The sequence below is a fragment of the Sedimentitalea nanhaiensis DSM 24252 genome (assembly GCF_000473225.1).
GTDB classification, from domain to species: domain Bacteria; phylum Pseudomonadota; class Alphaproteobacteria; order Rhodobacterales; family Rhodobacteraceae; genus Sedimentitalea; species Sedimentitalea nanhaiensis.
Genome location: NZ_KI421509.1, coordinates 805,030 through 831,849 on the forward strand (window position 1 = coordinate 805,030; position 26,820 = coordinate 831,849).

Sequence of the window (26,820 nt, forward strand, 5' to 3'; positions counted from 1 at the left end):
CCGCGCCTCCGTCACATGATCTTGAAAGCGGGATCGGCCAGGGCCGGTCCGGCCTCGGCGACGGGCAGCGGCTTGGCCGAAACGCTTTGCTTGATACCGTGAATCCATTTCTTGGCGCGTTCGTTCAGCTGAAAGCTCTTGGTCATCGACCGTCCGCGTGTCACCAGAATACCGATATCGGCACCCTCATATCGGTAGTCGCCCGGCTGAAGGATACGCAGAAAGAAGGCTTCGTTTTCGCTTTCGACCGCACGGCGGTGATAATCGAACCGATCGAACACAACACGCCCGTCTTCGAGCATTTTGTAGATACCGGTCTCCGGCGATTGGGTACAGATATCAACGCTGTCATCGGTGTGTTTGATGACCATCTGCGACCAGCTGTCGATCATGTCCGGGTTGGCCCAGCGGGCGTTCAGCTCGTCCACGTCCAGATTGAATTTCTTGCGACTGAACTCAAGCAGGTGAAACAGGAACAGCGGCGCGTCCGCATGGGCAAAGGCGGCATGATTGGTCATCGAACTGGCCCCGGTAATGCGCGGGTTCAGCTCGCCCAGCCACAGTTCGCCGGTCTTCTTGTCGATCAGGAAATCCAGCTCGAAATAACCTCGATAGCCTTCCTTGCGCAGTTGCTCCCCAAACTTGAACGTCAGATCCCGCGCGTGGTCGCGAACCTTTGGCGGAAAGGCCGTGGACAGGATTTCATTACCGCACCAACCGCCGCGATAGGGTGTCAATTCCTTGAACCCAACCAGTTCGGTCATCAGCGGACCGACAATCGTGCCCTCCTTGGTGGCGCAGGCTTCGATGGCGGAACCACGACAATCGATTCGTTTCATGATCTTGATCTCGCCCTCGCCGACGATCTCGTGTTCATGGCGGCGGAAATCGGCCTCGGATTTGATAAAGAATGTGGTATGCCCGGAATCACCAAAGGCCGATTGCAGTACCAGATCATGCCCGATTCCGGCCTTTTCGCAGGTCTTTTTCAGATCGTCATAGGATTTCACCTCGGCCAGGACATTGGGCACCGAGGGCACCCCTGCCTTGTTTCCGATCCGCACGGTTTCGATCTTGTTGTCCATACCCGAGCGCAGCTTGGCCTTGGGGAACCACACCTCAGCACCCAGTTCCTTTGACAGCCGCTCGGTTTCTTCGTCAAACATCAGGAACACGAACTTGGGCTTGCCGCCCCGCCGCTTGATGAAATCTATGACCTCTTTGTGCTGAAGCAGGTAGTTGTTGATATCCTCGATGCTCTGGAATTCGGCATGGGGCTGCTCGGACGGGCAGAATACATTGGGATGTTTGCCGCCGTAGCAATCGATGTAGCAGATGTACTTGAAATTCCGCACCCATTCGTCCAACCCCAGCAGGTTGAAGTTGGTCGCAGAGATGAAATAGATCGGGTCTTCGTTGCGGTGAAAGAACCGGCGGATTTCCGAAATATTGTTCAACACTTTTGTAGACATGTCGTGGTCCCTGTTTATTCAGAAGCTGTCTTGAGCTTGATTTGCGCGTGTTTGTTCAACGCGTCTTGGGTGAACACCCGCAGACCGAGATCGGCGCGGTATCCGTGGATTTCATTGACATCCAGCGCCCGCATAAAGGCCAGGATCTCTTGGCTGACCACCTGCCCCGGCACCAGAATCGGGAACCCAGGTGGATAAGGGATGATGAAACTGGCCGACACAACCTCTTGTCCGCTGTCCATTGCCTGTTTCAACGAGCCGTCCAGTTCCAGATAGTCGCAGTTTTCCTCGTCGTAGCTGAGAAAGAAGGCCGAGCGGATGTCGCCCTCCACTGTCCCCAAATCGGCTCGGAACGCATCGTGGAACCGGCTGAAGTCCGGCAGAGGAGGCAGGTCTTCCATCAGGTTCTTGACCCGTCGATCAAAGGACAGGCGCTCCATTTTGCTGGCATCGTCCAGCAAATCGTCCAATCCCTTGGCGATCTCGACAAGCACCTCGATCAGATAGGCGACGCTGGACCGTGTTGTACCGATGTTGGTCATGAACAGGACGGTGTTGCGCGAGGTCTTGTTGATCTGGATACCGTACTTATCCATCAGGATATCGGTCTTGAACGTATCGCCGTCCCAGCCCGTACCGCCCACTGCCAATGTGACACGGGTGGCATCCAGCACGAATTCGTCGTTTTCCCAGCAATCCCAGATATCTGTCCACCCCTGTTGAACGTCGTAATAGCTGGTGACCCCGCTTTCACGGTGCGGTTCGGGGATCATATCGCCTGCCGACAAGACCTTGAAATATTTGCTCAGCAAGGGATGCGTTGCAATGGATCGGCGCATGGACATGGCCGCCTCGACCTGGCGCTGTACGAATTCGAAACCTTCCAATTCGACCTGTCGTCGCCCCACGTCAAGGCTGGCGATGATCTGGTAATTGGGCGATGTCGACGTATGCGTCATATAGGCTTCGTGAAAACTCTGTTCGACCTCGCCCTTAAAGTCCTGATCATTGACATGAATCATGGAACCTTGCCGCAACGACGTCAGCGTCTTGTGCGTCGACTGCGTGGCATAGGCCCGCACACGTGCGGTGGGAGGCGGGATCAACCGGGTCTTGAGCAGCTTTTCGTCATCCGCGTCCACGAGTTTCTTTTGCTGGGCGTCATACGCCTTTTGATGCGCTTCGCTCTTGAATTTGGCCCGCAGATTGGCGGCTGCGCTCATCGCCGTGCGCTGGCGATAGGTTGGAGAGAACCGGGCAAAGGCAAACCACGCCTCATCCCACAAGAAGATCAGATCCGGCTTGATGGCCAGACACTCTTCCATCACCCGTTCGACATTGTAGACGATGCCGTCAAAGGTGCAGTTCGTCAGCAAAAGCATCCGCACCTGGTCCAGCTTGCCCGCGGCCTTGAGCGTCAGAAGCTGATGCTTGATTTCGCGCAACGGCACCGCGCCATACATCGAGTATTCATTCAGCGGGTAGCTATCCAGATAGACCACCTGCGCCCCGGACAGCACCATTCCATAGTGGTGTGATTTGTGGCAATCGCGGTCCACCAGAACAATATCGCCCGGACTGACCAGCGCCTGCACCACAATCTTGTTACAGGTCGAAGTGCCATTGGTCGCAAAAAAAGTCTGCTTGCTGCCAAAGGCCCGGCTTGCCAGTTCCTGTGCGCGTTTGATCGGTCCATGCGGTTCCAGCAGCGAATCCAAACCGCCCGAGGTTGCCGAAGTTTCCGCCAGAAAGATGTTGGGTCCGTAAAACGCCCCCATGTCCTGAATCCAGTGGCTGCGGCTGATCGATTTACCGCGGCTGATCGGCATGGCATGGAACACACCGGTCGGTTGCTTGGAATATTCGACCAACGCGGTGAAGAAAGGTGTCGTGAACCGCGATTGAACGCCACGCAGGATGTTCAGGTGCAGTTCAAGGAAATCTTCCTGATTGTAAAACACCCGACGGCAAATCCCCAGATCCAACCCGGCGATATCCTCGACCGAACGCTCTGTGATCAGATAGGCATCCAATTCGGGACGCACTTTGTCGATCAACCGGCAGAGTTCCGGGCCATAGTCCTCGGCCTGAAGCTGTTCCAGCTGTTCCGCGCCCCCTGCCCGCGCAAGATAGCGCGTCAGGATCGGAAGACTCATCTTGGAATGCAGGGTCAGGCCGGGGCGTACCACAATGGCCTGAATGTTGTGATTGAACAGCACCGCGATCAGCGCGTCCTCAAGGCTGGGGACCACCATCGCCTCGTAGGTGAACGGATCCTCGCTGCGCCGCATTCGCGTCATGTTGGATTTGAGCCAACGTTCCTGCTGTTCGTTGACTTCGTCGACGATCAGAACCTCAAAATAGGGTTTGCTCATCGCCCGGGCTTCGGGCGACAGCTGCGCCTCGTCGTCGTGTTCCTCGTTGTCGAGGCTGTCGCGTTCCAGCGGAATGTGGCGACGCCGATACGCCCCGGTCGTCAGCGCACGAGTGACGCGGCTGACGGAAAACGCCAGGTCAGCGTAATTATCATGCTCAAAATGCCGGCGCATGTGATCAAAGGCCGCCATCCCCGGAAAGGCCCAATACGGTTCGATCAGCGCAAGCGAGGCAAATAGCTCCTCTGTCTTCTTGCGCAGACCGGCTGCTTTGCGCCCTGTCGCGTCCTGTGCCAGCGCTCCGGTCGCATCGCGGAGCGCGCTCCAGCGATCAGACCTGAGCTGAAGCGCAGAATAGTAGTCGTTTACTGAATGCATCAGTGACCCTCCTGAAAGAGGAGTGTCTGATTGATGCGTAACAAATGCAACCAGTTCCGCCAAATGGCGGAGCTTAGTTGTTCATCCGTTAGAGATCTTGCCCGGAAATGCCAATGTTTCAGGCCCTTTGGCAAGCGGAGTCCGATCTGCCGGCACCTCTTGCGTCAAGTCCGAAAGTGACTGTGGCACGTCCACATGCAAGCCAGCCCTTGATCCCTGACGCTGCATTTCAAGCGCCCCCAGTGTCCTGAGATATGAATCGGTGCCGCTTTCGCGATCATAGACCGAAAAGTCGGTGGAGCGGTCACGGAAGCTCTTCAGGACCTGGCCCAACCCTTTCATGCCGGTTTCACGTTGGCGCCGCACCATGTCCAGATCAACCTCGATCGGGAACATGTCCTCTTGCCCCGCTGATTGGTGCAAGACCGTAGCCGTAGGGTCCACGACGCAGGATTTGCCAACACCTCCGGCCCCCAAGCCGTTGACATCGAATACATAACACTGGAACTGCGCTGCTGTTGCGCGGGCGATTGCGAGTTCGGCATCCCGGTCTGTCGTGCCGGTCAGCACCGGATGTAACAGAACCTCGACTCCCTGACTGGTCAGTTGGCGCGTGGTTTCCGGGAACCAGATATCATAGCAGATCGACAGGCCGAACCGGCCGACATCAGGTACGTCAAAGACGCAGAAATCCGTTCCCGCCTCTACATCGACCTCATAGGGCCGGAACGGGAACATCTTGTTATAACGCGTAACGACCTCGCCCTGCGGATTGATCACCACCGAAGTGTTCCGAATAAGACCGTCGTCACCCTTGATGAACATCGAACCGGGAACCAACCAGACCTGATGGCGATGGGCAGCCTCGCAAAACTGCGTGATTGCCTCGTTCTGAACCGGCTGTGCGTAACGGTGCAAAGGGCCGTAAGGCGCTAGCTCGCTGAACAGAACCATCTGTGTCCAAGGAAACCGGGCCATTAGAATATCGAGCCGTTGGATCATGCCTTCGACATTGGAATGAAGCGCGGCCACATGCATCTGCACGCCAGCGATAGCAAAGGGGGTCATTTACCTGTTCTCCGTCAACACCCGAGTCCAAACCGAAGCAGCGGGCGAGAAGCTTCTGTGAACCGGTTCCTAACGGTTTGCAATGGAAACCGGAACCGAAGAACCGCATCTGCCATCACTTCGCCGTATCGGCGGATCATTCCGATGCGTTGAAACAACAGCATCAAACCCAACGCCAAAATGACCGGTAGAATGCAAGCCGCCGAAAACGCCCGGAAATTATCGGCACAAGGAATTCCATCGATGACAAAGGCCATCGCATCCGGCAAGGGGTCGGTCGGATCGAAACGGTTTGCATCCCTCGTCATCGTGCCCCGGCGGACCGGATTCGCGCGCGTGTTACACGCAGGCCTGTAACCGGGGCGAGCGACATCTTGTCGTGTCAACAAGAGATCAGACCGTCAGATACGCCTTACATTGCAACGGCCCATCAACAGACACGATCCCTGAAAACTGCCGAAATCGCATCGCTCGAATGGCGCACCACCTCAACCCAAGAGCGAACCGCGCATCTTCAGAGGCGGGAAACGCCCGTGAGAAACCGCAGATTCACGCCCGTTAGCAGCAGTCCGTTTTTCAGCACGGAATCCGCCATGAACATCTGCGCCCGTTGCATGCTCGGTCGCATTTTTGCTCTGCATATTAGTCAGGATTTTCAGAGCCTTCGCTGAGCACGACCAGGATGCGCGACTCGCCAGACAGATTCAGCTCCTTTCGGTAAGAGTCAGCCGCCAGAAGCCCTGCCAATCCTGCGGCACCCGATGGTGTCGAAGGTGCTCCCAAATTCGCAGCGATGTTTGCGCCCTCCTGCCCCTCGGCCTCGGTGATCCGGGCAAAAAAATCCGCATCCCGTGCCAGCCCCTTGAGCGCAATCAGCGACGGCTCCTTGCAGTCCAAACGCCCCATCACCGAAACCGGACCGGGCGCGACAACAGGGGCACCGGCATCAATCGACTCTGCCAGGGCCGGTGCGAACTCGGGCTCCACCACAACAATGGTTGGCTTTCCCTCCCATTTGTCGCGCGCAATAGCCGCCGCAGCCCCGGCCAAACCGCCAACCCCCGCCTGCAGAAACAGATGCGTTGGCGGCGTCGGGATTTGATCGAAAACCTCTCCCATCAACACCAGATACCCCTCCATCAACCGGTGCGGGGCTTCGACATAACCGGGCCATGAACTGTCAGACAGCAAAGTCCAGCCCTGTTCGCGCGCCGCATGCGTCGCGGCCGCCATGCTGGCCTCGTAGCTGTGCCCCTTGCGCTCGACTTTCGCGCCTAGGGCACGCAGCCGATCGGCAAAGGCTTCGGGAACCGTGGCGGCGATGAACACCACGGCCTGCGCCCCAAACGCCTGTGCGCCGGCAGCCACCGACAGACCGTGGTTGCCGGCGCTGGCAGTCACATAGGTTGCTCCCCGCGCGCGGCCCTGTTCGGCGTTATGGGCTATCACATAGGCAGCACCCAGAGCCTTGAAGCTCCCCAGCCCCATCCGGTTGCGTTCGTCCTTGGCCCAGATTTCAGCCACACCAAGACGGTCAGCCAATTGCGGTAACGGGGTCAGCGGCGTTTGCGCTGCCACGGGGCATCTCTGGATCAGCTTGCGCGGTTTCTCCAAGTCGATACTGGGAAACGGAACTTCCGCAGGCAGCACAAATTCCTGTGCGTCCGCGCGATACGGGTTGGATAAAATCTTCATACCCAACCCGACCCGATTTCAACCCGTGTCGTCAAGCATTGCAAGCATCACCCCCTGTGCGATCAATCAGGCGCGACGGCGACGCCCACCGGTTCGTCCAGCGCGACCGCGGCCTTCATCGCCGGCCTTGACGGGCTGCTTGTTGGTTCGGATCCACTCCGACCCGTGCGGATCGTTGTTGGTCAGGAAGTTGGCGGCACGAATGGCCTCCATCTCCTTGCCTGCCAGCGCCTGCATCGAACCCATTCCGAACAATGTCACAAAGGTTTCGTCATCGATATCGTCGGGCAGGATGATACCGGCGGCTTGGACTTCGGCCTTTTTCTCGGCGATCTTGGTCTGGTTTACCGGCAATGCGACGGGGTTCATGATCGCGCTGGTCATTCCCGCCCCCATGGCCATGGGCAAAAAGGCGTTGTTGATCCCATGCCGGTTCGGCAACCCAAAGCTGATGTTGGAAGCGCCGCAGGTGGTATTCACGCCCAATTCTTCGCGCAGGCGTCGGACCAGGGCAAAGACCTGCAAACCGGCGGTTCCCATTGCGCCGATCGGCATTACCAGCGGATCAACCACGATATCGTGCGCCGGGATGCCGAAATCGGCGGCGCGTTGTACGATTTTCTTGGCGACCTCGAACCGCACGTCAGGATCTTCGGAAATGCCAGTGTCGTCGTTGGAAATCGCCACCACCGGTACGTTATACTTCTTGACCAGCGGCAGAATGCGTTCGAGACGCTCCTCCTCGCCGGTGACCGAATTCAGCAAAGGCCGTCCTTCGCAAACCGAAAGACCCGCCTCAAGAGCGGCCGGAACCGAGCTATCGATACACAAAGGTACGTCGACAAGCCCCTGAACCAGCTTGAGAATCTCAACCATCAATGGGGGCTCGGTTTCGTTCGGGTTCGGGTTCGAGTTATAGACGACCCCGGCATTCACATCCAGAACCGTTGCCCCTGCGGCAACTTGCGCCACCGCATCCTTTTCCACCGTCGAAAAATCGCCCGCCTCAAGTTCGGCGGCCAGTTTCTTGCGGCCGGTGGGGTTGATCCGCTCGCCGATCACGCAGAACGGCTGGTCAAACCCGATGATGGCGGTCTTGGTTTTGCTTTCGACGATGGTACGGGTCATGAGCGTCCTTTCAGGATGCGTTTGCGGGGCGGCCCGAAGCACCGCCATGGTTGATGGCCCAAGTGGCATTGCTCTTGATACCGCCCAGCGGGAAGAAATGCACTTTGGTGATGTTGAAATCCGGGTTCGCGGCTTTGTGTGCGGCGAGTTCCGTGATCACGTCGTTCGGCTCGTAAGGCAGCAACAGCTTGCTGACATCCATCGCCCTCTTTTGCAGCACTTTCAATGACGGTCCTACACCGCAGGCGATTGCGAACTTGATCAACGTCTGCAGCTTGGCCGGTCCCGCGATACCGATATGGATCGGCAAGCAGATCCCTGCCTCACGCAGGCTGTCTGCCCAGGCGATGATCGGCTTGGCGTCAAAGGCAAACTGTGTCGCCAGAGCCATTTCCGCATCGGTTCGGTTTGAAAATTCCTGTTTCCAACGAAGTGCTTCCAGGACGTTCTTCATGCTTCCGTCGGGGTCGATATCGCGGTTGCCTTCGGGATGGCCCGCGACATGCAGGCGCTTGAACCCAGCCTTGTCAAACAGCCCGGTCTCCATCAGCTGCATCGAGCTGTCAAAGTCGCCCATGGGCTGCGCGACGCCCCCGGCCAGCAGCAGCGCCTGATCGACGCCTGCTTCGCCCTGATAGCGTGCAATCCAGTCCGCCAGCGTCGCCTTGTCCTTGATGATCCGCGCGGGAAAATGCGGCATCACCGGGTATCCATCCCTGGCCAGGCGGCGCGCGGTGGCAACCATGTCTTCGATCGGCGTACCTTCGATATGGGCGATGTAGACCCGCGTGCCCTCTGGAAGCAAAGCGCGGAAATCCTCGACCTTTTCGGCGGTCCGCGGCATCACCTCGATCGAGTATCCTTGCAGGAACGCCTCGACATTCTCGTTGGCCGGAGTGGATCCCGGCGCATCCCGCCTCTTGAATTTCAGCAATGCCATTGTGGCCTCCCAAATGGATGTCAGGCTCATGCCCACCCGTCGTTGTCGATCAGGGCCTTGATACGGTCCCTGTTGAATTCAGCGTCCAGTCGTGTCGCCTCTGCGTCGGCAATCTCTTCTGGATCGCCATCGAGCGTATAGGTTGCCGCCTTGCGCCACTCGGCCAGATAGGCATCTGAATCCTTGGCGTTCACCTTCATCGCGGCACGGTCTATGGCCTGCTCAAAACGTTCGGGCAAGGGCCGCTTAATGCCCCGCCGCCCCTTACCGACGATGACTTGCGCCGGAATATCGCGCCAATAAACGACTGTGACCTCGGGCATAAGTGATTCCCCTCTCGCTTGGGCCTGTGTACTGTACCGTCTTTGGTCAGCGGCGCCTGTTTTCGACAGAACACGCGTGTCAAACGACCTGTCCCGATCTACCTAATTCAGCTGTCGTCATGATGCCACAGCGTCGCGACGCCATAATCTTCATGAACATGATGAGATCGCGCAGCAACGCGACAATATTCTCAGCCGTGCGCGGCGGATCTTGCGTGTCCGCAATTGCGCGCTTATCTTGATCTTAACACGAAATCGGAAGGGCGTAAAAAATGGCGCCCAAGCGTCCCAATGGTGCGGGCGCGTTCCCGAAAGCGGTCGAAAGCCCTGCGCCGAATCCGCCCGATCCAGGCGAGCTTTATGCCGCGCTGGATTTGGGCACCAACAGTTGCCGCATGCTGATTGCCCAACCCAAGGGCAGCGGATTCCATGTGGTGGACAGTTTCTCGAAGTCTGTTCAGCTGGGTTCGGGGCTGGAAAGAACCGGGCGCCTGTCGCGTTCATCCATGGCGCGTACCGTTCAGGCGCTGCGGATCTGCCAGCAAAAATTGAAGCGCAACAAGGTCCTGCGCATGCGTCTGGTCACAACCGAGGCCTGCCGTCGCGCACATAATGCGCGGGAGTTCATCCGGCAGGTTAAACGGGAAACCGGATTGACGCTGGAAGTGATTCAGCCCGAGGAAGAAGCCCGGCTGGCGGTTATTTCCTGCGCGCCGCTGGTCAGCACCCGAACCGAACAATTGCTGGTGGTCGACATTGGCGGTGGCTCTACCGAGCTGGTGTGGATCGACATATCGTCCGTTCCCCGGCGCGACCGTCCTCGGGCGATCATGCGGCTGCATGCGGGGTTTCACCCGCCCGAAAGCCCGTTTCCGGCAGCAAAGGTGGTGGATTGGATCAGCGTGCCGCTGGGAGTGGCCACGCTGCGCGATCAATTCAGCGACGTCGAAGACGATTCGGCCCGTTTCGCGCTGATGAGTTGGTTTTTTGAAGAGAACCTGGCAGAGTTTGCACCCTATAAAGACATCCAGGCCCGCGAGGGATTTCAGATCGTCGGAACCTCGGGCACCGTGACCACGGTCGCTGCCAGCCATCTTGGGCTGAAACGGTATGACCGGACCAAGGTTGACGGGTTGCGTATGACCAGCGATCAGATTGACAAGGTGATCCGGGGCTATCTGGATCTGGGACCGATCGGACGTCGGAGTGATCCGCGCATCGGCGAGGACCGTCAGGCGCTGATCATGTCGGGCTCGGCCATCCTGCAGGCGTTGTTGCGCTGTTGGCCGACCGACCGATTGTCGGTGGCGGATCGTGGACTGCGCGAGGGTCTGCTGTATGCACAGATGAGCGCGGACGGAGTTCTGGAAGACGGGGTGTTCTAGGGCGGCGCGGTCGCTGTCCGCTTGCGCCGGACATCCCCCAAGTATACCGGAGCGCAACAGATGGGTCTGCGCAAGAGGTGAGATGACATGGTAAAAACACCGACCGGCAAAAATACATCCGGGCGCGGTCAACGCGACCTGAAGGTCAAGGTCAAGTCCGCACGTGGGCGCAAACTCAGCTCGACCCGCTGGCTGCAACGACAGTTGAACGATCCCTATGTCAAACGCGCGCAAACCGAAGGGTATCGCGGGCGGGCGGCCTACAAGATCCTCGAACTGGACGACCGGTATCGCTTTCTCGTTCCCGGTGCGCGGGTGGTCGATCTGGGCTGTGCGCCGGGGGGTTGGCTGCAAGTGGCCGTGAAGCGCATCAATGCCCAGGGCGAAAAACAGGGCAAAGCGGTTGGGCGGATTCTGGGAATTGACCTGCAGGAGGTTGAACCAATTTCCGGGGCCGAAATCCATCAGTTGGATTTCATGGCCGACGATGCCGACGAACAGGTCAAGCAATGGCTGGGCGGCAAGGCCGATGTGGTAATGTCGGACATGGCCGCGTCGTCGTCAGGGCACAAACAAACTGACCACTTACGCATCATCTCGCTGTGCGAGGCCGCGGCCTGGTTCGCCTTTGACGTGCTGGAAGACGGTGGCACCTTTGTCGCCAAAGTTCTAGCGGGCGGTGCCGAAGGCGAATTGCAGAAACTGTTGAAGCAGAAGTTCACCAAGGTGGCGAATGTCAAACCGCCCGCCTCACGCTCGGACAGTTCGGAAAAATTTGTCGTGGCGACCGGGTTTCGCGGCTGAGTGCACAATTGGCGGCGGCGGCAGTTCCCATGACCGGGTTGCCATCCTGCGCAAACATTCCATCGTCTGCGGGTCCGGATTGGGTTCGATCCGAACAGAACCCGGCTGCGCGCTGGTCACCGACCCCTGTTGTTGCCGCAGCAGGTTGAATAACTGTGCCCGGTGGTTGGCTGCCGGGGTGGCGGGCATGTCGATCCCTCGCTCATGGTTGCTGCAAGCCCCATTAGACCCGCTGCAGGTTAATCGGTGCTGAACATCGGCCGATATCCTGCGGCGGACCGTTCAGGCCTGCGCAGCGCGGCGCTTGATCAAAGCGCCGTTGAATTCAGCCCCCAGGATCAGAATGGCCGCCATCAGGTACAGAAAGATCAACGCCACCATGACACCGGCCAAACCGGCATAGGTGGCCGAATAGCTGGCAAAGCGTACGAGGTAAAAGGAAAATCCCGTCCCGGCCAATCCCCACAACAGAACTGTCAACACCACACCGGGCAGGATCTGGCCCAGGCTATGGCGGTGTCCGGGCAACCAAATGTGGCAGGCCGCTACTCCCGCAGACAACATGGCCAATGCCCCGACGCCATTGATCGTCTCGCTGCCCAACCAGCCTGGAATCTGGACCGGCACCGCATCGGCGACAAACCGCATGTATAGCGGCACCGCAACCCCGATGGCGGCCGCAATCAAAATCAGGGCACCGCCGACAATCACAAACCCCAGGCACAACAACCGCTTGCGCCAATACGGTCTCGGATCGTTGTCGCGATAGGCGCGGGTCATGGCCTGACGCACCGCATCCACGCCGTTTGAGGCAAAATAGATCGCCAGTACGCCCCCCACAGTCAACAGGCTGGAGTGATCCGATGACAGAACCTTACGCACCTCGTTGGTAATCGGCTGGGCAATCTCGTCGGGCCAGGATCCGAACACCAGTTCGATCAGGTTGTTCACGTCGATGTCCTGAGACAGGGTTGCCGCAAGCGCGACGACGAACAGTACAAACGGAAACAGCGCCATCATCATCGACATGGCGACATGGCTGCTCATCACCCAGCCGCCCTTGTCGTTAAAGCGCACCATTGCATCGATCAGCGCACGGGGTGCCGGCGCTATCCGTTCTGCAAAAGCCCCCCTCACCGGTTGGCCGTTCGGCAAATGTGAGACGCGATCATGGGTTTGCCCTTGGATTCGAACTGTTTTGCCTGTCGGTGATCCTCGCTAGGTTGCACGGGAAACCGGACCGTTGCAACATGGCACACCGAACTAGCAACCGCATTGGATGTCGGGAACACATCATGGCTGATTCACAGCGCGGCACCGCGCGACAAGCCCCCCGCCCGATCATCGATCCGGCGAAACCGCGGTGAGCCGCCGCCAGAACACCGGCACGGTCACGTCACGTCAGATCCGCTCGTCGCTGGCCTATTGGCGCGACGTGCTGCTGATCGCGACCCTGACGATCAGCGGATTGTATGCCGGGGCTGGCTTTCTGGTTCCGCTGGCCCTGGCCACGCTCGTCTTCGTTCTGATCACGGCCGTGCGCGACCGGGTCGCCGTGATGTCGTTAGGTGGCAGAACGCCCCCGCCCTGGCTGGGATATCTGTTGGGTTCGCTACTGGTATTTTCCGGCCTGTTCGCGGTGGTCTATGTGCTGGGCAGTCAGGCCACCCAGTTCGCCCGCGCTCTTTCGAGCTACGAAAATCAACTGGACAGCGCGCTGGCGCGGATCGCCGGATTGATCGGCGCGGACCTTGTCTCGTTCATCCGCGTCAATCTGATCCAGATCGACATGTCCCGCATCGCGGTCAGCGCCTTCGGTGGTGCCAGTTCCTTTTTCACTACATTCTTGCTGATCTGTTTATACGTCGCCTTCATGATTTCCGAGCGCAAAGCAATGGCACAGAAACTGCAGATCATCACTCGGGACGAGAGACAGCAACAGGAAACCAGCACGATCCTGCATGCCGTCTCAGTCAGCCTGCAACGTTATATCGGCATCAAGTCCTTCATCAGCGCGGTGACGGCCCTGTTCAGCTACGGAGTCTTTCGTCTGCTGGGACTGGAATTTGCCGAAACCTGGGCGGTGCTGACCTTTGCGTTGAACTTCATTCCGTCAATCGGATCTGTGCTGGCGGTGATCCTGCCGTCATTGGTGGCAATTGTTCAGTATGACAGCATTACGCCTTTCCTGGTCATCGTTCTGGGCTGTGGCACGGTCCAGTTCCTGATCGGCAATTTTGTCGATCCGGCGCTGACCGGGAAATCCCTGAACATTTCGCCCCTCATGGTAATCTTGACGTTGACATTCTGGAGCGCAATCTGGGGGATCATGGGCGCATTTCTAAGCGTACCCTTGACCGTGTGCCTGTTAATCGTGTTTTCTCAGATTCCGGCCACACGGCCAATCGCGATCCTGTTGTCCAAGGATGGCAGGGTCGGCCCGATGCAGGGACACGGCATTGGAGCGCATGGTGACAAGGGAGATCAGTGATGGCGACCAAGGCGGAGCTCGAAGCGGAATTGGCGGATCTACGCAAGCAACTGGCCGATGGAGCCAAACAGGCAGCCCAGGACGCCTCGACTGAAGCGCCTGCGGCTTTTAGTGACATGCTTAAAAGCCAGGGCCTAACCGTCGAGGACATCTCGACCCTGTGGCAGCAGTTTTCGCGTGAATTGGGCAATCTGCCGCAGAACAAGCCCCTGATAACCGCCATCGCCGCCTTCGGGATCGGGTTCATGCTGGGTCGGATGGGCAGGTCGTGATCCAGTCCTCAAAAACAATGACCCGGGTCAGTCGCAATCTGTCGGTCCTGCTGCGCACTGAACGCCTGATTGCGCGCCGTCGGATGGCGGTGCTGCGCAATCAGAGTGCCCTGATTACCTTTGCCGCGCTTGTGGCGACGCTTGGGTTAATCATGCTGAACGTCGCCGGCTTTTTTGCAATGCGCCAGACCATGTCGCCACAGGGCGCGGCACTGGTTACAGCGTTTGTAGATCTGGGCCTCGCGGCCCTCATCGTGTGGCTGGCCTTGCGAATGAACGCAGATGCAGAACTGGAACCCGCGATTGAATTGCGCGATCTGGCGGTTGCAGAGCTTGAAACCGATGTCGAGGACACGATTGCCGAAGCCCGCGCGTTGGGGACCGACCTGCGCCGCATCATCCGCGATCCCCTGGGCAGCTTGATGCCGGGTATTCTCGGGACGTTGCTGACGCTCCTGATTGGCGGCGACAAAAAGTGATCTTGGCCGCGACTGCGGTCCGCCGGCCTGCCAGCCCTCCCGTTTTCATCGGCGCGCGCATCTATCGCGGATCCAGCTATGGCGGCAAACACCCCCTGGCCATCCCACGCGTTCCCACCGTGATCGACCTGTGCCGTGCACTTGGCTGGTTGCCTCAGGCGGCGTATCGCGCCAGCCCGCGCGCCAAGCCCAAAGCCCTGGCCGCCTTTCACACCCCCCGTTACATTGCCGCGCTGCGACGGGCAGAGCGCGCACAATCCGTTAGCGATACCACCCGCGCCCGGTTCGGGCTGGGAACCTTGTCAAACCCCGTCTATCCCGAAATGTACCGACGCCCTGCGACCTCGGTCGGGGGCGTTCTTTTCGGGGCATCGCTGATTGCGAAGGGCGGCGTCGCCTATGTGCCCGGCGGCGGCACGCATCATGGCATGGCGGACCGCGCCAACGGGTTCTGCTATTTCAACGATCCGGTACTGGCCATTCTGTCTCTGCGTGGACAGGGGCTGAACCGGATCGCCTATGTCGATATCGACGCGCATCACTGCGACGGGGTCGAAATGGCGTTGTCCGGCCACGAGGGCGTCCGGTTGGTCTCGGTTCATGAAGAGGGGCGCTGGCCCTTTACCGGCGCACTGGATGACACCGGCGGCGGCGTCGCCTTCAACCTGCCGGTGCCACGCAACTTGAACGATACGGAATACCAGATGATCCTGGATCGGTTCATCCTGCCAGCGGTCGCCGATTTCCGGCCCGATGCGATCGTGTTGCAATGTGGTGCTGACGCGGTGCTTGAGGATCCTCTGTCCCGTCTTGCCTTGTCCAACAACTGCCATTGGGCGACGGTTGCCGCCCTGCGACCCCTGTCGGACCGCCTGTTGGTGCTGGGCGGGGGCGGGTACAATCCGTGGTCCGTCGCGCGTTTATGGGCTGGGGTCTGGGCCACGCTCGACGGGCGCGTAATCCCCGACCATCTGCCAGAGGCGGCACAATCGGTATTGAGTGGGTTACGCTGGCATCGTCAGGCCGGCCAATCGCCTCCTGCGCACTGGCGCACCACCTTGCGGGATCCAGCGCGCCATGGAGAAATTCGTGACATTGTGCGCCGTCGGATCGATTGGCTGTGCGGGCGCCTGAAGGCCGGTACATCCTAGCGCCCCCGATCCGGGATGTACCGATGCCTTCATCTATGGCATTTCAGTTTTAACTTGATACATTGCCGATCATCTAACGCGTTGAAATTCCTGGTTTCAGTCAGCGTTGGATGATTCAGTTGCAAGTCGAAGTGCCCTGGCGACAACGATCATAAAGGAGTGCGCAATGTGGCCGGTTCTGGGTGGTATTGCCATCCTTCTGATTTATTGCAGCGCTGCCTATTGCGCGGTGCGCGCCGCGCAGACAGCCCGCACGCCGCAGGGTGCGGTCGGTTGGGTGGTGTTTCTGTTGTCAGCGCCGTTCCTGGCCGTGCCAGCGTATCTGTTCCTGGGTCAGAACAGGTACAAGGGCTATCGGATTGCACGCCGGGAAAGTGCCTTGATCCGCCGCGGAATCGAGGACTTCGCAACCCGGAACGCCCCGGCCCCCGAGAGTACCGGTATTGACCTGAAGCCGTTTGAATATTGTGCCAATCTCCCCGCGTTTCGCGGCAACGGCGTCGTGCTACTGGTCGATGGTGCCGACACGTTCCGGGCGATATTTGAAGCCATCGACAATGCGCAGAGCTATATTCTGATACAATTCTATATCGTGCGGGATGACGGCCTTGGCCGCGCACTAAAAAATCACCTGATCGCCGCGTCCAGGCGCGGTGTCACGGTGCGCTTCATGACCGACGCCATCGGCAGCAAGAATTTGCCAGACGCATATTCCGACGCATTACGCGCTGCCGGGGTGCGTGTTTTCGACCGCCGCTCGGCCAACGGTTCCCGGTTCCGTTTCCAGTTGAATTTCCGCAACCACCGCAAGACCGTGATCGTGGATGGCGTCACCGGTTTTACCGGCGGGCTCAATGTCGGAGACGAATACATGGGTCGCGACCCTGCGTATTCCCCTTGGCGCGACACCCATGTGCAGCTTGCCGGCCCCATGGTGTCGCAGTTGCAATTGATTTTTGTCGAGGACTGGCACTGGATGGGCGATGAGAACCTGTTCGACCAGTTGAACTGGGACGCGCCGCTCGCGCCCAACGACGCAACCGGGTTGATAGTTGCCACGGGCCCTGGCGATGTCAGCGAAACCGGCGGACTGATGTTCTTTTCCGCCATTGCGGCTGCGCGCAAGCGGCTGTGGATCGCCTCGCCCTATTTCGTGCCCGATTTCGATATCGTAACGGCCCTGCGCCATGCCGCCCTGAGAGGGGTGGACGTGCGCATACTGGTGCCGCAAAAGGCAGACCATATGATCACCTGGCTGGCGGCTTTCGCCTATTTTGACGATATGCTCGAGGCCGGCGTCGGAGTTTATATGTATACTGAAGGGTTCATGCATCAAAAGGTATTCATCGTCGATGACGGGCTTGCCGCTGTCGGCACGACGAATATGGATAACCGGTCCTTCCGACTGAACTTTGAGGCAATGGCCCTATTCTTTGACGCCGCTGCGACGGCAAAAATCGACGCCATGCTACGCGCTGATTTCAACGGCTCTAGAAAATTGACCCGAACCCTGAAGCAGCAGCCAGTCTACGTGCGTTACGGTGCGCCTTTGGCCCGCTTGTTCGCCCCACTTCTGTGACGCGGATACAACTCGGTCAGCAGCCGCGTCATCACAGCCACCAGGAACGCAGAGCTCAGTCCGAACCCCAGCAGCCCGGTCACAGCTGCGAAACTGGCAAACACCCGCGCCTCGGGCCCCAGAACGACATCGCCGTAGCCAAGCGCGGTAAAGGTAACCAGCGAGAAATAGACCGCGGTGTTCCAATCCGGCAAGGTTCCATTGCTGATCCAGAAGATGGACCAGATCCAGGTCTGCGCTGTCAGCGACGCCAACAATGTCGACAGCACCAGCGTCAGCGCGATCGCGGTTTGCGCCGCGGGTCGCAGCCTCGCAACCCAACGCATCGCAAGGGTCAGGACATGCATACCCAGTGCCAGGCTGGCGACATGCAGCAACAGACACAGCCCCAGAAATCCGCTGCCCCAAAGAATCTGCTGCATCAAGCTCATCGTGTCATTCCTTGCGTATTGGGCGCCTGCGATCATACCGTCGGACTTGATCATCGGTTGTCAATGCCGCCCTGTGCGCGACATCTTGGCGTTGCCCTGCTGTAGCGGTGGACAACTCCGTCAAAAACGCCATCTTGCCCCATCATGACGACCACGGATCAGCAGGGTGGCGAGATGCTGCTCAGAGTGCAGGATGTCACCAAAAAATATCCCGGCACCGGTGTAACGCGGCCGGTACTGGATGGGGTGTCGTTGCAGCTAAATGCCGGTGAGACCCTGGCCCTGACCGGCGAAAGCGGCAGCGGAAAAAGCACCTTGCTGCACCTGGCCGGCGCGCTGGACAGCTTTGACAGCGGTGAGATCCTGCTGGATGGCAAGGCGCTTTCGCGATTGGATGACACCGGTCGGGCCGCACTGCGACGGGGACCGGTTGCGTTGGTATTTCAACAGTTTAACCTGATCTCTTCGCTGACGGTCGCGCAGAACCTGTCGTTTCACGCCCGCCTGGGCGAACGTTTCGATCCAGACTGGATTGCCCGCCTGACCGAGCGCCTGGGTCTATCCGAGTTCGTTGCCCGCTATCCCGAACAACTGTCAGGTGGCCAACAGCAAAGGGTTGCCATTGGACGCGCGCTGGCGTTGCGCCCACGCCTTTTGCTGGCGGACGAGCCGACAGGCAACCTGGACGAAATCGCCAGCGACAGGGTCCTGGACCTGATGCTGGAATTGGTCGGCGCCGCGGGCACCGCCCTGTTCCTGGTCACCCATTCCACCGAGATCGCCGCCCGGCTGGACCGCCATCTGCACTTGCGCGCCGGTCGCATTGCATGAAACGTGCCGCGTTCATGGCGCTGCTGTCGTATTGGCGCCGGCAACCGGGTCAATTGGTGACGCTGCTCCTTGGGTTGGCGCTGGCAACCGGTTTGTGGTCGGCGGTGCAAGCCATCAACGATCAGGCCCGGTCCAGCTATGCCCTGGCCGCCGAGCAGCTGGGGGCACGGTCCCTGGCGACACTGACATCGGCCACCGGCGCCATCCCGCTGAAGCGCTATGTCACTCTGCGCCGGGCCGGTTGGCAGGTCAGCCCGGTGTTGGAAGGACGTGTGCGGCTGGGAAATCGTTGGGTGACGCTGATGGGAGTGGATTTCCTGAGTCATCCGACGGCATCCACAATGCAGGAACAACAGCCCGAATTGGCACCAGTCGATGTTTTGACTCCTCCGGGACGGCTGTTTGCACACCCGGCAACCGTCGATGCACTCGGGCCAGGCAAGACCCCTGCCCCCATCTTGCGCACCGACGGGCTGCCCATCGGTATCGTCCTGACCGACATCGCAACGGCGGAGCGGATCCTTGGTCGCGCAGGGCAGATCAGCCGCCTGCTGGTGCTGTCGGACCAACCCCGCGATCTGCCCGCCCTGTCCGAGATTGTGCCCGACCTGACCCTGACGGCTCCGCAACGGGAAACCGACATCTCGCGGTTGACCGACAGTTTCCATATGAACCTGACCGCATTCGGCTTCCTCTCGTTTGCGGTCGGGTTGTTCATCGTGCACGGAACCATCGGCCTGGCGTTCGAACAACGGCGCGGCACGATCCGGACGCTGCGCGCATTGGGCGTGCCCCTTGCCGCGATATCGCGCCTGCTGCTCATCGAGCTGATGGGATTGGCGCTTGTGTCCGGGGCCTTGGGACTGGTGATGGGATATCTGGTTGCCGCAAGCCTGTTGCCCGATGTCAGCGCTACGTTGCGTGGCCTCTATGGCGCGCCGGTTCAGGGCGGACTCAGCCTGCGCCCAAGCTGGTTTGTCAGCGGGCTGGGCATGGCCATGGTCGGTGCTCTGATCGCGGGCGGCCAAGGGTTGGGCACACTATACCGGTTGCCGCTGCTGTCGGCACCGGGACAGCAGCGCTGGCTGGGGGCATCGTTGTCGCAAATGCCGGTGATGGCCACCGCCGGAGCCATATGCATCGGCCTCGGAGGATTGGGCCTGTGGCTATTTGAAGGATTGCTTGGTGGGTTTGCGCTGTTGGCCGGGTTGATGCTGGGCGCGGCATTGCTTCTGCCGCCCATGCTGGCGTTTGTTCTGGGGCAAATTGCGCGCCGCGCCAAAGGGGTGGTCGGCGAATGGTTCTGGGCCGATCTGCGCAGCACTTTGCCCGGCCTGTCGCTGGCGTTGATGGCATTGCTGCTGGCGCTGGCGACCAATATCGGGGTTGGCACCATGGTTTCGAGCTTCAGGCTGACTTTTACCGGCTGGCTGGATCAGCGGCTGGCCGCAGAACTGTATGTCACAGCCCCCAAAGACGACATCGCGCAGGACATTGAAGCCTGGCTGATTCCGCGCAGCGACGCCGTGTTGCCCATCCGATATGGCGAGGGCCATATCCTGGGCCAGCCGGTGCGGGTTTACGGGATCGCCGATCACCCGACATATCGCAATCACTGGCCACTGATCGACGCCCAGCCCGATGTCTGGCAACGTTTGGGCGACGGGTCGGGCGTATTGATCAACGAACAACTGGCCCGCCGCGCCGATCTATGGCCGGGGGCGCGGATGACCCTTACGCCAGAGCTGAGCGCCGAGGTGGTGGGCGTTTATTCCGATTACGGCAATCCCAACGGTCAGGCCATCGTCGCGCTGCCCGTTCTTCTGGCCCATTTCAAAGGGGTCGCCAACCGTCAGTTTGGTGTCCGCATACCCCAGGCCCGGGCAGCAGATCTGGCCGACGATCTGCGTCAGACATTTGATCTGCCCGCCAGCGCCGTGCTGGATCAGTCGGCGATCAAGGCGCGCTCGCTGGCGGTATTCGAAAAGACCTTTGTGGTCACTGCGGCGCTGAACGTGTTGACTCTGGGCGTGGCGAGCTTTGCAATTCTGACCAGCCTGCTGACCCTGTGGACCCTGCGCCTGCCACAGGTTGCGCCGATTTGGGCGCTTGGCATGACCCGCAGGAAACTGGCGCAACTCGAACTGTTGCGCAGCACCGCATTGGCGGCTTTGACCGCCGTTCTGGCTGTGCCTTTGGGTCTGTTGCTGGCCTGGATACTGCTGGCCGTCATCAATGTCGATGCTTTTGGCTGGCGGCTTCCGATGTACATTTTCCCGTGGGATTGGCTGCTTCTGACTGCGCTGGCGTCGCTGGCTGGGGCTGTTGCCGCTGCGCTGCCGGCACACCGGTTGCGCTCTACGCCGCCGTCAGATCTTCTAAAGGTATTTTCCAGTGAAAGCTGATATTTACAGACTTTTTCTCATGCTATTTCTGTTCGGATCGGCGGCACAGGCCCAGGGCTTTGCAGACCTAGGATCGACTGCCCAGGGGTTTGCCGTGCCGGACCGGAACACGGTCCTGAGCTTTCCCAGGGACCATGGCGCGCATCCCCGGTTTCGGATTGAATGGTGGTATCTGACCGCGACCCTGACCGGATCCGATGGGCAACCCTATGGGGTCCAGTGGACCCTGTTTCGATCGGCCCTGCGCCCCCAGGACGGCACCGGCTGGCAGACACCGCAACTGTGGATGGGCCATGCCGCTGTCACCAGCGCGACGGAGCACCATATTGCCGAGCGGATGGCGCGCGGTGGGATCGGTCAGGCCGGGGTCATAGCGGCCCCCTTTACAGCCTGGATCGACGATTGGGCGATGATCGGCGACATTGGCACAGGCATGGACAGCCTGTCCCTGACGGCACGTGGCACCGAGTTTCGATATGATCTGAAACTGCATGCGGATACGCCGCTGGTCCTGCAGGGCGAGCGGGGATATTCGGTAAAATCGGCCGATGGGCAGGCCAGCCATTACTATTCTCAACCTGCGTTTGACGTCACCGGCACACTGTATCTGCCAGATCGGGACGTGCAGGTCACCGGTCAGGGCTGGCTGGATCGGGAATGGTCCAGCCAGCCCCTGTCTGCGAATCAAAGTGGCTGGGACTGGTTCTCGCTGTCCTTTGACAGTGGTGCGCGCATGATGGGGTTTCGCCTGCGTGACTCCGGTGCCGGATATACCTCGGCCACCTGGATCGCCCCGGATGGCACCACCCAATCCCTGCCCGATGGCGCATTGCAGCTCACTCCCCTGACCAGCCAAAAGGTGCAAGGCCGAACGATCCCGACCCGTTGGCGCGTCGCTCTGCCCGCACGGCAGTTGGACATCGTGGTCGACGCGCTGAATGCCCAAAGCTGGATGGAAACATCCTTTCCCTATTGGGAAGGCCCCGTAAGCATCAGCGGGAGCCATACCGGCCGTGGCTATCTTGAAATGACCGGCTACGACTGACTGCGGTCCGGCGCCACCAGATCGGGAACACCCGTGATACCCGCCCCAACTCGGATTGCAATTGCCCCTCCGCACCGGTCACGTCCACTAAATCGCGTGTCATGGAGGCATCCCGCTCTACCGGGCAACAACCCGGAACGTTAGATTCCCTGGTCAAGTCCCGCGACCGGTGCCTGAGCCGTTAGGACCGGCCGCCGGCTGCGAACCAACCGACGCGCTTCATCCGTGTGACCCAATTTCAACAGGATGTTCAGATAGGCCAACTCCAAAAGGTCTCGTTGCGCACGGCTGCCACCCAACCTTTCATGGCTGGCCATCACCGGGGTAAGGTCGTTCAGGGCCCGCTGCCAGTCCTGTTCCGCGATCGCATGCCACCCCCGCGCCACCGGTTCGACCAGGTCGCGCACTGGCCCTTTGGCCGTGGCGATCACATGTGCCAGCCGATCTGCATCTCCGGCCATTGCATGGGCAAGGGCAGCATGGATGTCGGCAAAGCTTTGCCCCGTCTCGGAAAAGAACCGACCGGCATAAGCACTGATCTGACGCCACCGCTCGTCGGGCACATCGACCCCTGCCAGCTCAGCACGGTACAGGATCGAAGCGGTATCGGTCAGCACGTTGATCGGTAAACCTTGTGCGGCCCCGGGGGCCACGGCATCGTCGATGATTTGCCACATCCGTTCTGTGTCGCCGGTCTGCAACGCCCAAAGAGCAAGGTGCCAACTGAGATGGCCATGCAAAACGGCACGCGCATCATATCCAACCAGCCAATCCGCCAGATAGGACATTCCGGTCTGGGTCTGCCCGGCCTCGTATAGGGCATGTGCCTTGAAATGTGATCCGTTCGCGTTGACAGGATTCAGATCCAGCGCTTGGTCCATCAACTCGGTTGCGGCATTGATCTGGCCGGTTTCACACAGAGATAGTGCATGCATGCTCATCATCCACCAATCCCGCCCATAGTGCGGTAGCAAGGCGTTGGTAAAGGCCAGCAACTCAGCCTCGCGCCCGGCGTGGCCGGAAAATCCGATCAGACCGAAAACGTTTGTGCACAGTTGTGCCACCATCGCATCGCGGGGATAAGACAGGACGTGTTCCCTTACCGCTGCACGGCACTGCGAAGCTTGCCCCGAAAGCAGCAGGCCAAAGAGATCGATATGGGCCAGTTCGCGTTCACTCAGTCCACCCCGGAGGGTTTCCGCCTGGCGCAACGCGATACGCGCGGCGGCCATATCACCGCTCATCATATGCGCCCGCGCCAGTCCGACATGTCCGAGCGCAAACCCCGGGTCCACCAAAACCGCGCGTTCAAAGGCCTGAACCGTCCCGTAGGTCGCGCCGAGCACCCCGTCGACCCCGGCGACATAGCTCTGGCGGGCATCGTCTGATTGGGTGCTCAGTGCGTTGTCATACCGGTCCGTCTGGGTCATCGGCATCTCGATTGTGTCGCGGGATGGCGTGTACCGCCCACTGCCCTAACGAACGACAAAAACAGAACACTGGGCATGCCGGGCCACACGCGACGCATTGGGCCCCATCATGTAATCCTTGATATCCAGTTTGTGGGCCCCGATGACAATCAGGTCGCTTCCTGCAATCTCCGCCGCGTGCAGGATTTCCGTATAAGCCGTTCCGGTCGCTACGATGTGGCGAACCGATTGATTGCGCTCTTCGCCAAGCGTGGCGATGCAAAGGTCTCGCAGGTGGCGGGCCGCTTCGGCTTCGGCCTTTTCGTGAAATCCAGCTTCGAAAAAGCCAGCCACCAGGCTTTTGCCGAAGTCGGGCAGAACCGTGATCACGTCCAGTTGTGCACCATCCATTTCGGCCATGCGCGCCGCCTGTTCCAGCACTGTGCTGTCAATGTCGCCATTGCTGACATCGACAGCGCACATAACGGATTTTATCATGCGGGCTCTCCTTCTCGGGACGCGCGTCCACGTTGCAACATGACCACCAGACCCAGCAGGATCAGCGCGGGGATATACATCAGTTCCTTGGGCATCTGATCTGAAGGAACGCTGACCGTCGCGATCTGCACCGGTGTGTCGGCATAAAAATCAAAGCTTTCGAGGTCGGCGGAGACCGGCGTACCGAACATCGGCTCATCCAGTTTCACGATGCCCTCCTCGTCCAGCAGCATCAGCCCCATGGCTTCGACCCGTTCCTGGCCGGTCGCCTCGGGTCCGACAGTCAGGACCAAGGTGGTTTCTTTGATCTGACCGCTGTCAAAATCCGGTCCGCTGACGACCATGCGCAACTCGCGGCCTGGCTTGGCCTTATCCAACCGCTGAACCAGTTCCGCAGGCTCGATCTGCAGGTACGGCGGCTGAATCCGGTTCATCAGGAAATCGGGACGGAACAGGGCGAATGCAATCAGAATCAGAGCCACGCTTTCGTAAATGCGGTTCTTGGTCAGGAACCAGCCCATTGTACCGGCGGTGAACACCAGGATGGCAATGGTCGCCATGATAAAGACCAGTATTCCTTGCACCCAGGTCACATCGATCAGCAAGAGATCGGTGTTGAATATGAATACGAACGGCAAAGCCACGGTACGCAGGCTGTAAAAGAAGGCGATGAAACCGGTCTTGATCGCATCCCCACCCGACACCGCCGCGGCGGCAAAACTGGCGAGTCCCACAGGTGGCGTCACATCGGCCATGATGCCGAAATAGAACACGAACAGGTGCACGGCGATCAGTGGAACGATCAGTCCGGATTGCGCGCCCAATTCAACGACCACGCCAGCCATCAGCGAACTGACAACGATATAGTTGGCGGTAGTCGGCAACCCCATGCCCAAAAGCAGCGATAGCAGACCCACCATGACCAACATCAGGATCAGATTACCGCCGGACAGGAACTCGACCAGGTCGGCCATCACCTGGCCCACGCCGGTCAGGGTGACGGTTCCGACGATGACGCCCGCCGTCGCGGTGGCCAGCGCAATACCAATCATGTTGCGTGCACCGTCAATCAGCCCCTGCCACAGATCGCTCACCCCGGACTTGAAGGTCTCCAACATATTGGTCTGACCCCGAAAGATCGCCTTGAGCGGTTTTTGGGTCAGCAGGATGACAAACAGAAGCGAGGTCGCCCAATATGCCGACAGGCCGGGCGATTTCTGCTCGATCATCAGGAAATAGACCAGAACGATGATCGGCAGCAGATAGTACAGACCGGCCTTGTAGATCTCGCCCACCACGGGCAATTCGACCTCTTCGGCATTCGGATCGTCCGGCACCAGATCATCCACGCCTGCGGCCAGCCACAAAAGGACAACATAGGCCAAAACCACCAGCGCAGACAGCACCAGGCCAGATGCCCCGGGCATCATCGCCACGACCGCTTTGACAGGATACTGCACGCCGTAACACAACAGGGCGAAACCGGCAAAAAATGCGGCCATACCACCGATCGTTTTGCCCATCGACACCACCCGGTTGCCCAAGATCGGCATGTTGCGCTTCACGGCTTCGAGGTGAACGATATAGACCAGCGCGATATAGGAGATCGTTGCCGGCAGAAAGGCGTGAGTGATGACCTCGACATAAGAGATGCCGACATATTCCACCATCAGAAAGGCCGCAGCCCCCATCACCGGCGGCATGATCTGACCGTTCACCGAACTGGCAACCTCGACCGAACCGGCCTGTTCGGACGAAAAGCCCACGCGTTTCATCAGCGGGATGGTGAATGTGCCCGTGGTAACCACGTTGGCGATGGAGGACCCCGAAATCAGTCCCGTTGCGGCCGAGCCGACAACCGCCGCCTTGGCCGGACCGCCCTTGAGATGCCCCAGGGCGCCAAACGCCATCTTGATGAAATAGTTCCCTGCTCCTGCCTTGTCCAACAGCGCGCCGAACAGAACGAACAGGAATACAAATTTGGTCGAGACCCCCAATGCGATGCCAAAGACGCCTTCGGACGTGATCCACATGTGGCTCATCGCTTTTTGCAGACTGGCCCCTTTCCAGCGGATCACTTCAGGCACCCAGGGCGAGGCACCGAAAAACACATAAAGCATGAAGACGATGGCAATGATTGCCATGGCAGGTCCGAGAGCGCGGCGCGCGGCCTCAAACAAAAGTATCAATCCGGCCAGGGCAAACCACTTGTCGGTATTGTCCGCCAGACCACCGGAATTCACAATCTTTTCGTAAAAGATATACCCGTAGAGCGCCAGAAACACCCCCGCGAGGCTCATGATCCAGTCCTGGATGGGAATATAGTCTCGGGGGCTGGATTTAAGTGCGGGATAGGCCGCAAAGGCCAGGAACATGGCAAAGGCAAGGTGGATCTGACGTGAGTTATTCACCACGCTGCCCGGCAAAAGCAAGTTGGACACCGGCGAGGCAAGGATGACCTGAAACAGCGACCAGATCACCGCAACAATGGCCAGGAACAGACCCACATTTCCGACCGGGTTACGCGCGCCGGAATCCGAAGAGGACACGAGGTCCTGTAGCTCTTCTTCAGATAAGGCTCGATTGCCCTGTTTCTCTGTAGCCATTGGTCGTCTCCCTGTCCAACCGCGTTTGTCGCGCTTTTATGTCGTTTGCCCGTTT

At 59.5% G+C, this 26,820-nt stretch carries 22 protein-coding genes; 10 read left to right on the forward strand and 12 right to left on the reverse strand.

Going from position 1 to position 26,820, the window contains the following annotated elements; all coding sequences use genetic code 11:
- Positions 1-11: 11 nt before the first annotated feature.
- The 7 genes from NANH_RS0105590 to NANH_RS0105630 form a co-directional block, all read right to left on the reverse strand.
- On the reverse strand, positions 12-1,472 hold the full coding sequence (locus NANH_RS0105590) for a biotin carboxylase (RefSeq protein WP_027261135.1): 1,461 nt from the start codon (positions 1,470-1,472) through the stop codon (positions 12-14).
- Between the two features lie 14 nt (positions 1,473-1,486).
- Positions 1,487-4,225, reverse strand: coding sequence for an aminotransferase class I/II-fold pyridoxal phosphate-dependent enzyme (locus NANH_RS0105595; protein WP_036049470.1), 2,739 nt, complete (start codon positions 4,223-4,225; stop codon positions 1,487-1,489).
- 81 nt (positions 4,226-4,306) lie between these two features.
- Positions 4,307-5,293, reverse strand: a complete 987-nt coding sequence (locus NANH_RS25590; protein WP_081710430.1) for a carbon-nitrogen hydrolase family protein — start codon at positions 5,291-5,293, stop codon at positions 4,307-4,309.
- 642 nt (positions 5,294-5,935) lie between these two features.
- Positions 5,936-6,988: a pyridoxal-phosphate dependent enzyme gene (locus NANH_RS0105615; protein WP_027261138.1), complete on the reverse strand. Its 1,053-nt coding sequence runs from the start codon at positions 6,986-6,988 to the stop codon at positions 5,936-5,938.
- A 66-nt stretch (positions 6,989-7,054) separates the two neighbouring features.
- Entirely contained in the window at positions 7,055-8,116 is a 1,062-nt protein-coding gene (locus NANH_RS0105620; protein WP_027261139.1) for a methyltetrahydrofolate cobalamin methyltransferase, read from the reverse strand.
- Positions 8,117-8,126: 10 nt separating this feature from the next.
- Entirely contained in the window at positions 8,127-9,056 is a 930-nt protein-coding gene (locus tag NANH_RS0105625) for a methylenetetrahydrofolate reductase (protein WP_027261140.1), read from the reverse strand.
- 26 nt (positions 9,057-9,082) lie between these two features.
- A complete protein-coding gene (locus NANH_RS0105630) occupies positions 9,083-9,379 on the reverse strand; it encodes a virulence factor (RefSeq protein ID WP_027261141.1) in 297 nt (98 codons plus the stop codon).
- A gap of 272 nt (positions 9,380-9,651) precedes the next feature.
- On the opposite strand from NANH_RS0105630, the gene NANH_RS0105635 reads away from it, so the two are divergent.
- On the forward strand, positions 9,652-10,764 hold the full coding sequence (locus NANH_RS0105635; RefSeq protein WP_027261142.1) for a Ppx/GppA phosphatase family protein: 1,113 nt from the start codon (positions 9,652-9,654) through the stop codon (positions 10,762-10,764).
- Positions 10,765-10,851: 87 nt separating this feature from the next.
- A complete protein-coding gene (locus NANH_RS0105640; protein WP_027261143.1) occupies positions 10,852-11,568 on the forward strand; it encodes an RlmE family RNA methyltransferase in 717 nt (238 codons plus the stop codon).
- Between the two features lie 282 nt (positions 11,569-11,850).
- On the opposite strand, the gene NANH_RS0105645 is transcribed toward NANH_RS0105640, so the two are convergent.
- Positions 11,851-12,648, reverse strand: coding sequence for a YihY/virulence factor BrkB family protein (locus NANH_RS0105645; protein ID WP_051372607.1), 798 nt, complete (start codon positions 12,646-12,648; stop codon positions 11,851-11,853).
- A gap of 283 nt (positions 12,649-12,931) precedes the next feature.
- Here NANH_RS0105645 and NANH_RS25595 point away from each other — a divergent pair, with 283 nt between their 5' ends.
- From NANH_RS25595 to cls, 5 genes are all read left to right on the forward strand, one after another.
- Positions 12,932-14,059 (forward strand): AI-2E family transporter, encoded by a 1,128-nt coding sequence (locus NANH_RS25595; protein WP_051372254.1) that lies wholly within the window; start codon positions 12,932-12,934, stop codon positions 14,057-14,059.
- Entirely contained in the window at positions 14,059-14,331 is a 273-nt protein-coding gene (locus NANH_RS0105655; protein ID WP_027261145.1) for a hypothetical protein, read from the forward strand. The genes NANH_RS25595 and NANH_RS0105655 overlap by 1 nt, the downstream gene beginning before the upstream one ends.
- Positions 14,328-14,810 carry a phage holin family protein gene (locus tag NANH_RS0105660; protein ID WP_139236530.1) on the forward strand — a complete coding sequence of 161 codons (483 nt, stop codon included), beginning with the start codon at positions 14,328-14,330 and terminating at the stop codon, positions 14,808-14,810. The genes NANH_RS0105655 and NANH_RS0105660 overlap by 4 nt, the downstream gene beginning before the upstream one ends.
- A complete protein-coding gene (locus NANH_RS25600) occupies positions 14,810-15,961 on the forward strand; it encodes an acetoin utilization protein AcuC (protein ID WP_036050509.1) in 1,152 nt (383 codons plus the stop codon). The genes NANH_RS0105660 and NANH_RS25600 overlap by 1 nt, the downstream gene beginning before the upstream one ends.
- A 166-nt stretch (positions 15,962-16,127) precedes the next feature.
- The gene (gene cls, locus NANH_RS0105670; RefSeq protein WP_027261147.1) at positions 16,128-17,540 is read left to right on the forward strand and encodes a cardiolipin synthase; all 1,413 of its coding nucleotides are present in this window, start codon (positions 16,128-16,130) and stop codon (positions 17,538-17,540) included.
- Here the strand turns inward: cls and NANH_RS25605 are convergent.
- Entirely contained in the window at positions 17,498-17,971 is a 474-nt protein-coding gene (locus NANH_RS25605) for a potassium channel family protein (RefSeq protein ID WP_051372608.1), read from the reverse strand. The two genes, cls and NANH_RS25605, sit on opposite strands and share 43 nt — an antisense overlap.
- Before the next feature lie 144 nt (positions 17,972-18,115).
- Between NANH_RS25605 and NANH_RS0105680 the strand changes: the two genes are divergently transcribed.
- The 3 genes from NANH_RS0105680 to NANH_RS0105690 are packed head-to-tail and all read left to right on the forward strand — an operon-like array spanning position 18,116 to position 22,252.
- Positions 18,116-18,802, forward strand: coding sequence for an ABC transporter ATP-binding protein (locus tag NANH_RS0105680; RefSeq protein WP_407694748.1), 687 nt, complete (start codon positions 18,116-18,118; stop codon positions 18,800-18,802).
- Positions 18,799-21,207 (forward strand): ABC transporter permease, encoded by a 2,409-nt coding sequence (locus NANH_RS0105685; RefSeq protein WP_027261149.1) that lies wholly within the window; start codon positions 18,799-18,801, stop codon positions 21,205-21,207. The genes NANH_RS0105680 and NANH_RS0105685 overlap by 4 nt, the downstream gene beginning before the upstream one ends.
- 19 nt (positions 21,208-21,226) lie before the next feature.
- The gene (locus NANH_RS0105690) at positions 21,227-22,252 is read left to right on the forward strand and encodes a lipocalin-like domain-containing protein (protein WP_051372255.1); all 1,026 of its coding nucleotides are present in this window, start codon (positions 21,227-21,229) and stop codon (positions 22,250-22,252) included.
- A gap of 140 nt (positions 22,253-22,392) precedes the next feature.
- On the opposite strand, the gene NANH_RS0105695 is transcribed toward NANH_RS0105690, so the two are convergent.
- Genes NANH_RS0105695 through NANH_RS0105705 form a run of 3 tightly spaced genes read right to left on the reverse strand, consistent with a single transcriptional unit; the run spans position 22,393 to position 26,765 of the window.
- The gene (locus NANH_RS0105695) at positions 22,393-23,682 is read right to left on the reverse strand and encodes a tetratricopeptide repeat protein (RefSeq protein WP_027261151.1); all 1,290 of its coding nucleotides are present in this window, start codon (positions 23,680-23,682) and stop codon (positions 22,393-22,395) included.
- 45 nt (positions 23,683-23,727) lie between these two features.
- Positions 23,728-24,159, reverse strand: coding sequence for a universal stress protein (locus tag NANH_RS0105700; RefSeq protein WP_027261152.1), 432 nt, complete (start codon positions 24,157-24,159; stop codon positions 23,728-23,730).
- Positions 24,156-26,765, reverse strand: coding sequence for a TRAP transporter permease (locus NANH_RS0105705; RefSeq protein ID WP_027261153.1), 2,610 nt, complete (start codon positions 26,763-26,765; stop codon positions 24,156-24,158). Before NANH_RS0105705 ends, NANH_RS0105700 begins: the two co-directional genes overlap by 4 nt.
- Between the last annotated feature and the right edge of the window lie 55 nt (positions 26,766-26,820).

What these genes read in the sequence shown, in the direction of transcription:
- NANH_RS0105590 (WP_027261135.1), bottom strand. Translation starts at nt 1,472, where the DNA reads ATGTCTACAAAAGTGTTGAACAATATTTCGGAAATCCGCCGGTTCTTT.
- NANH_RS0105595 (WP_036049470.1), bottom strand. Translation starts at nt 4,225, where the DNA reads ATGCATTCAGTAAACGACTACTATTCTGCGCTTCAGCTCAGGTCTGAT.
- NANH_RS25590 (WP_081710430.1), bottom strand. Translation starts at nt 5,293, where the DNA reads ATGACCCCCTTTGCTATCGCTGGCGTGCAGATGCATGTGGCCGCGCTT.
- NANH_RS0105615 (WP_027261138.1), bottom strand. Translation starts at nt 6,988, where the DNA reads ATGAAGATTTTATCCAACCCGTATCGCGCGGACGCACAGGAATTTGTG.
- NANH_RS0105620 (WP_027261139.1), bottom strand. Translation starts at nt 8,116, where the DNA reads ATGACCCGTACCATCGTCGAAAGCAAAACCAAGACCGCCATCATCGGG.
- NANH_RS0105625 (WP_027261140.1), bottom strand. Translation starts at nt 9,056, where the DNA reads ATGGCATTGCTGAAATTCAAGAGGCGGGATGCGCCGGGATCCACTCCG.
- NANH_RS0105630 (WP_027261141.1), bottom strand. Translation starts at nt 9,379, where the DNA reads ATGCCCGAGGTCACAGTCGTTTATTGGCGCGATATTCCGGCGCAAGTC.
- NANH_RS0105635 (WP_027261142.1), top strand. Translation starts at nt 9,652, where the DNA reads ATGGCGCCCAAGCGTCCCAATGGTGCGGGCGCGTTCCCGAAAGCGGTC.
- NANH_RS0105640 (WP_027261143.1), top strand. Translation starts at nt 10,852, where the DNA reads ATGGTAAAAACACCGACCGGCAAAAATACATCCGGGCGCGGTCAACGC.
- NANH_RS0105645 (WP_051372607.1), bottom strand. Translation starts at nt 12,648, where the DNA reads ATGGTGCGCTTTAACGACAAGGGCGGCTGGGTGATGAGCAGCCATGTC.
- NANH_RS0105655 (WP_027261145.1), top strand. Translation starts at nt 14,059, where the DNA reads ATGGCGACCAAGGCGGAGCTCGAAGCGGAATTGGCGGATCTACGCAAG.
- cls (WP_027261147.1), top strand. Translation starts at nt 16,128, where the DNA reads ATGTGGCCGGTTCTGGGTGGTATTGCCATCCTTCTGATTTATTGCAGC.
- NANH_RS25605 (WP_051372608.1), bottom strand. Translation starts at nt 17,971, where the DNA reads ATGAGCTTGATGCAGCAGATTCTTTGGGGCAGCGGATTTCTGGGGCTG.
- NANH_RS0105680 (WP_407694748.1), top strand. Translation starts at nt 18,116, where the DNA reads ATGACGACCACGGATCAGCAGGGTGGCGAGATGCTGCTCAGAGTGCAG.
- NANH_RS0105685 (WP_027261149.1), top strand. Translation starts at nt 18,799, where the DNA reads ATGAAACGTGCCGCGTTCATGGCGCTGCTGTCGTATTGGCGCCGGCAA.
- NANH_RS0105690 (WP_051372255.1), top strand. Translation starts at nt 21,227, where the DNA reads ATGCTATTTCTGTTCGGATCGGCGGCACAGGCCCAGGGCTTTGCAGAC.
- NANH_RS0105695 (WP_027261151.1), bottom strand. Translation starts at nt 23,682, where the DNA reads ATGACCCAGACGGACCGGTATGACAACGCACTGAGCACCCAATCAGAC.
- NANH_RS0105700 (WP_027261152.1), bottom strand. Translation starts at nt 24,159, where the DNA reads ATGATAAAATCCGTTATGTGCGCTGTCGATGTCAGCAATGGCGACATT.
- NANH_RS0105705 (WP_027261153.1), bottom strand. Translation starts at nt 26,765, where the DNA reads ATGGCTACAGAGAAACAGGGCAATCGAGCCTTATCTGAAGAAGAGCTA.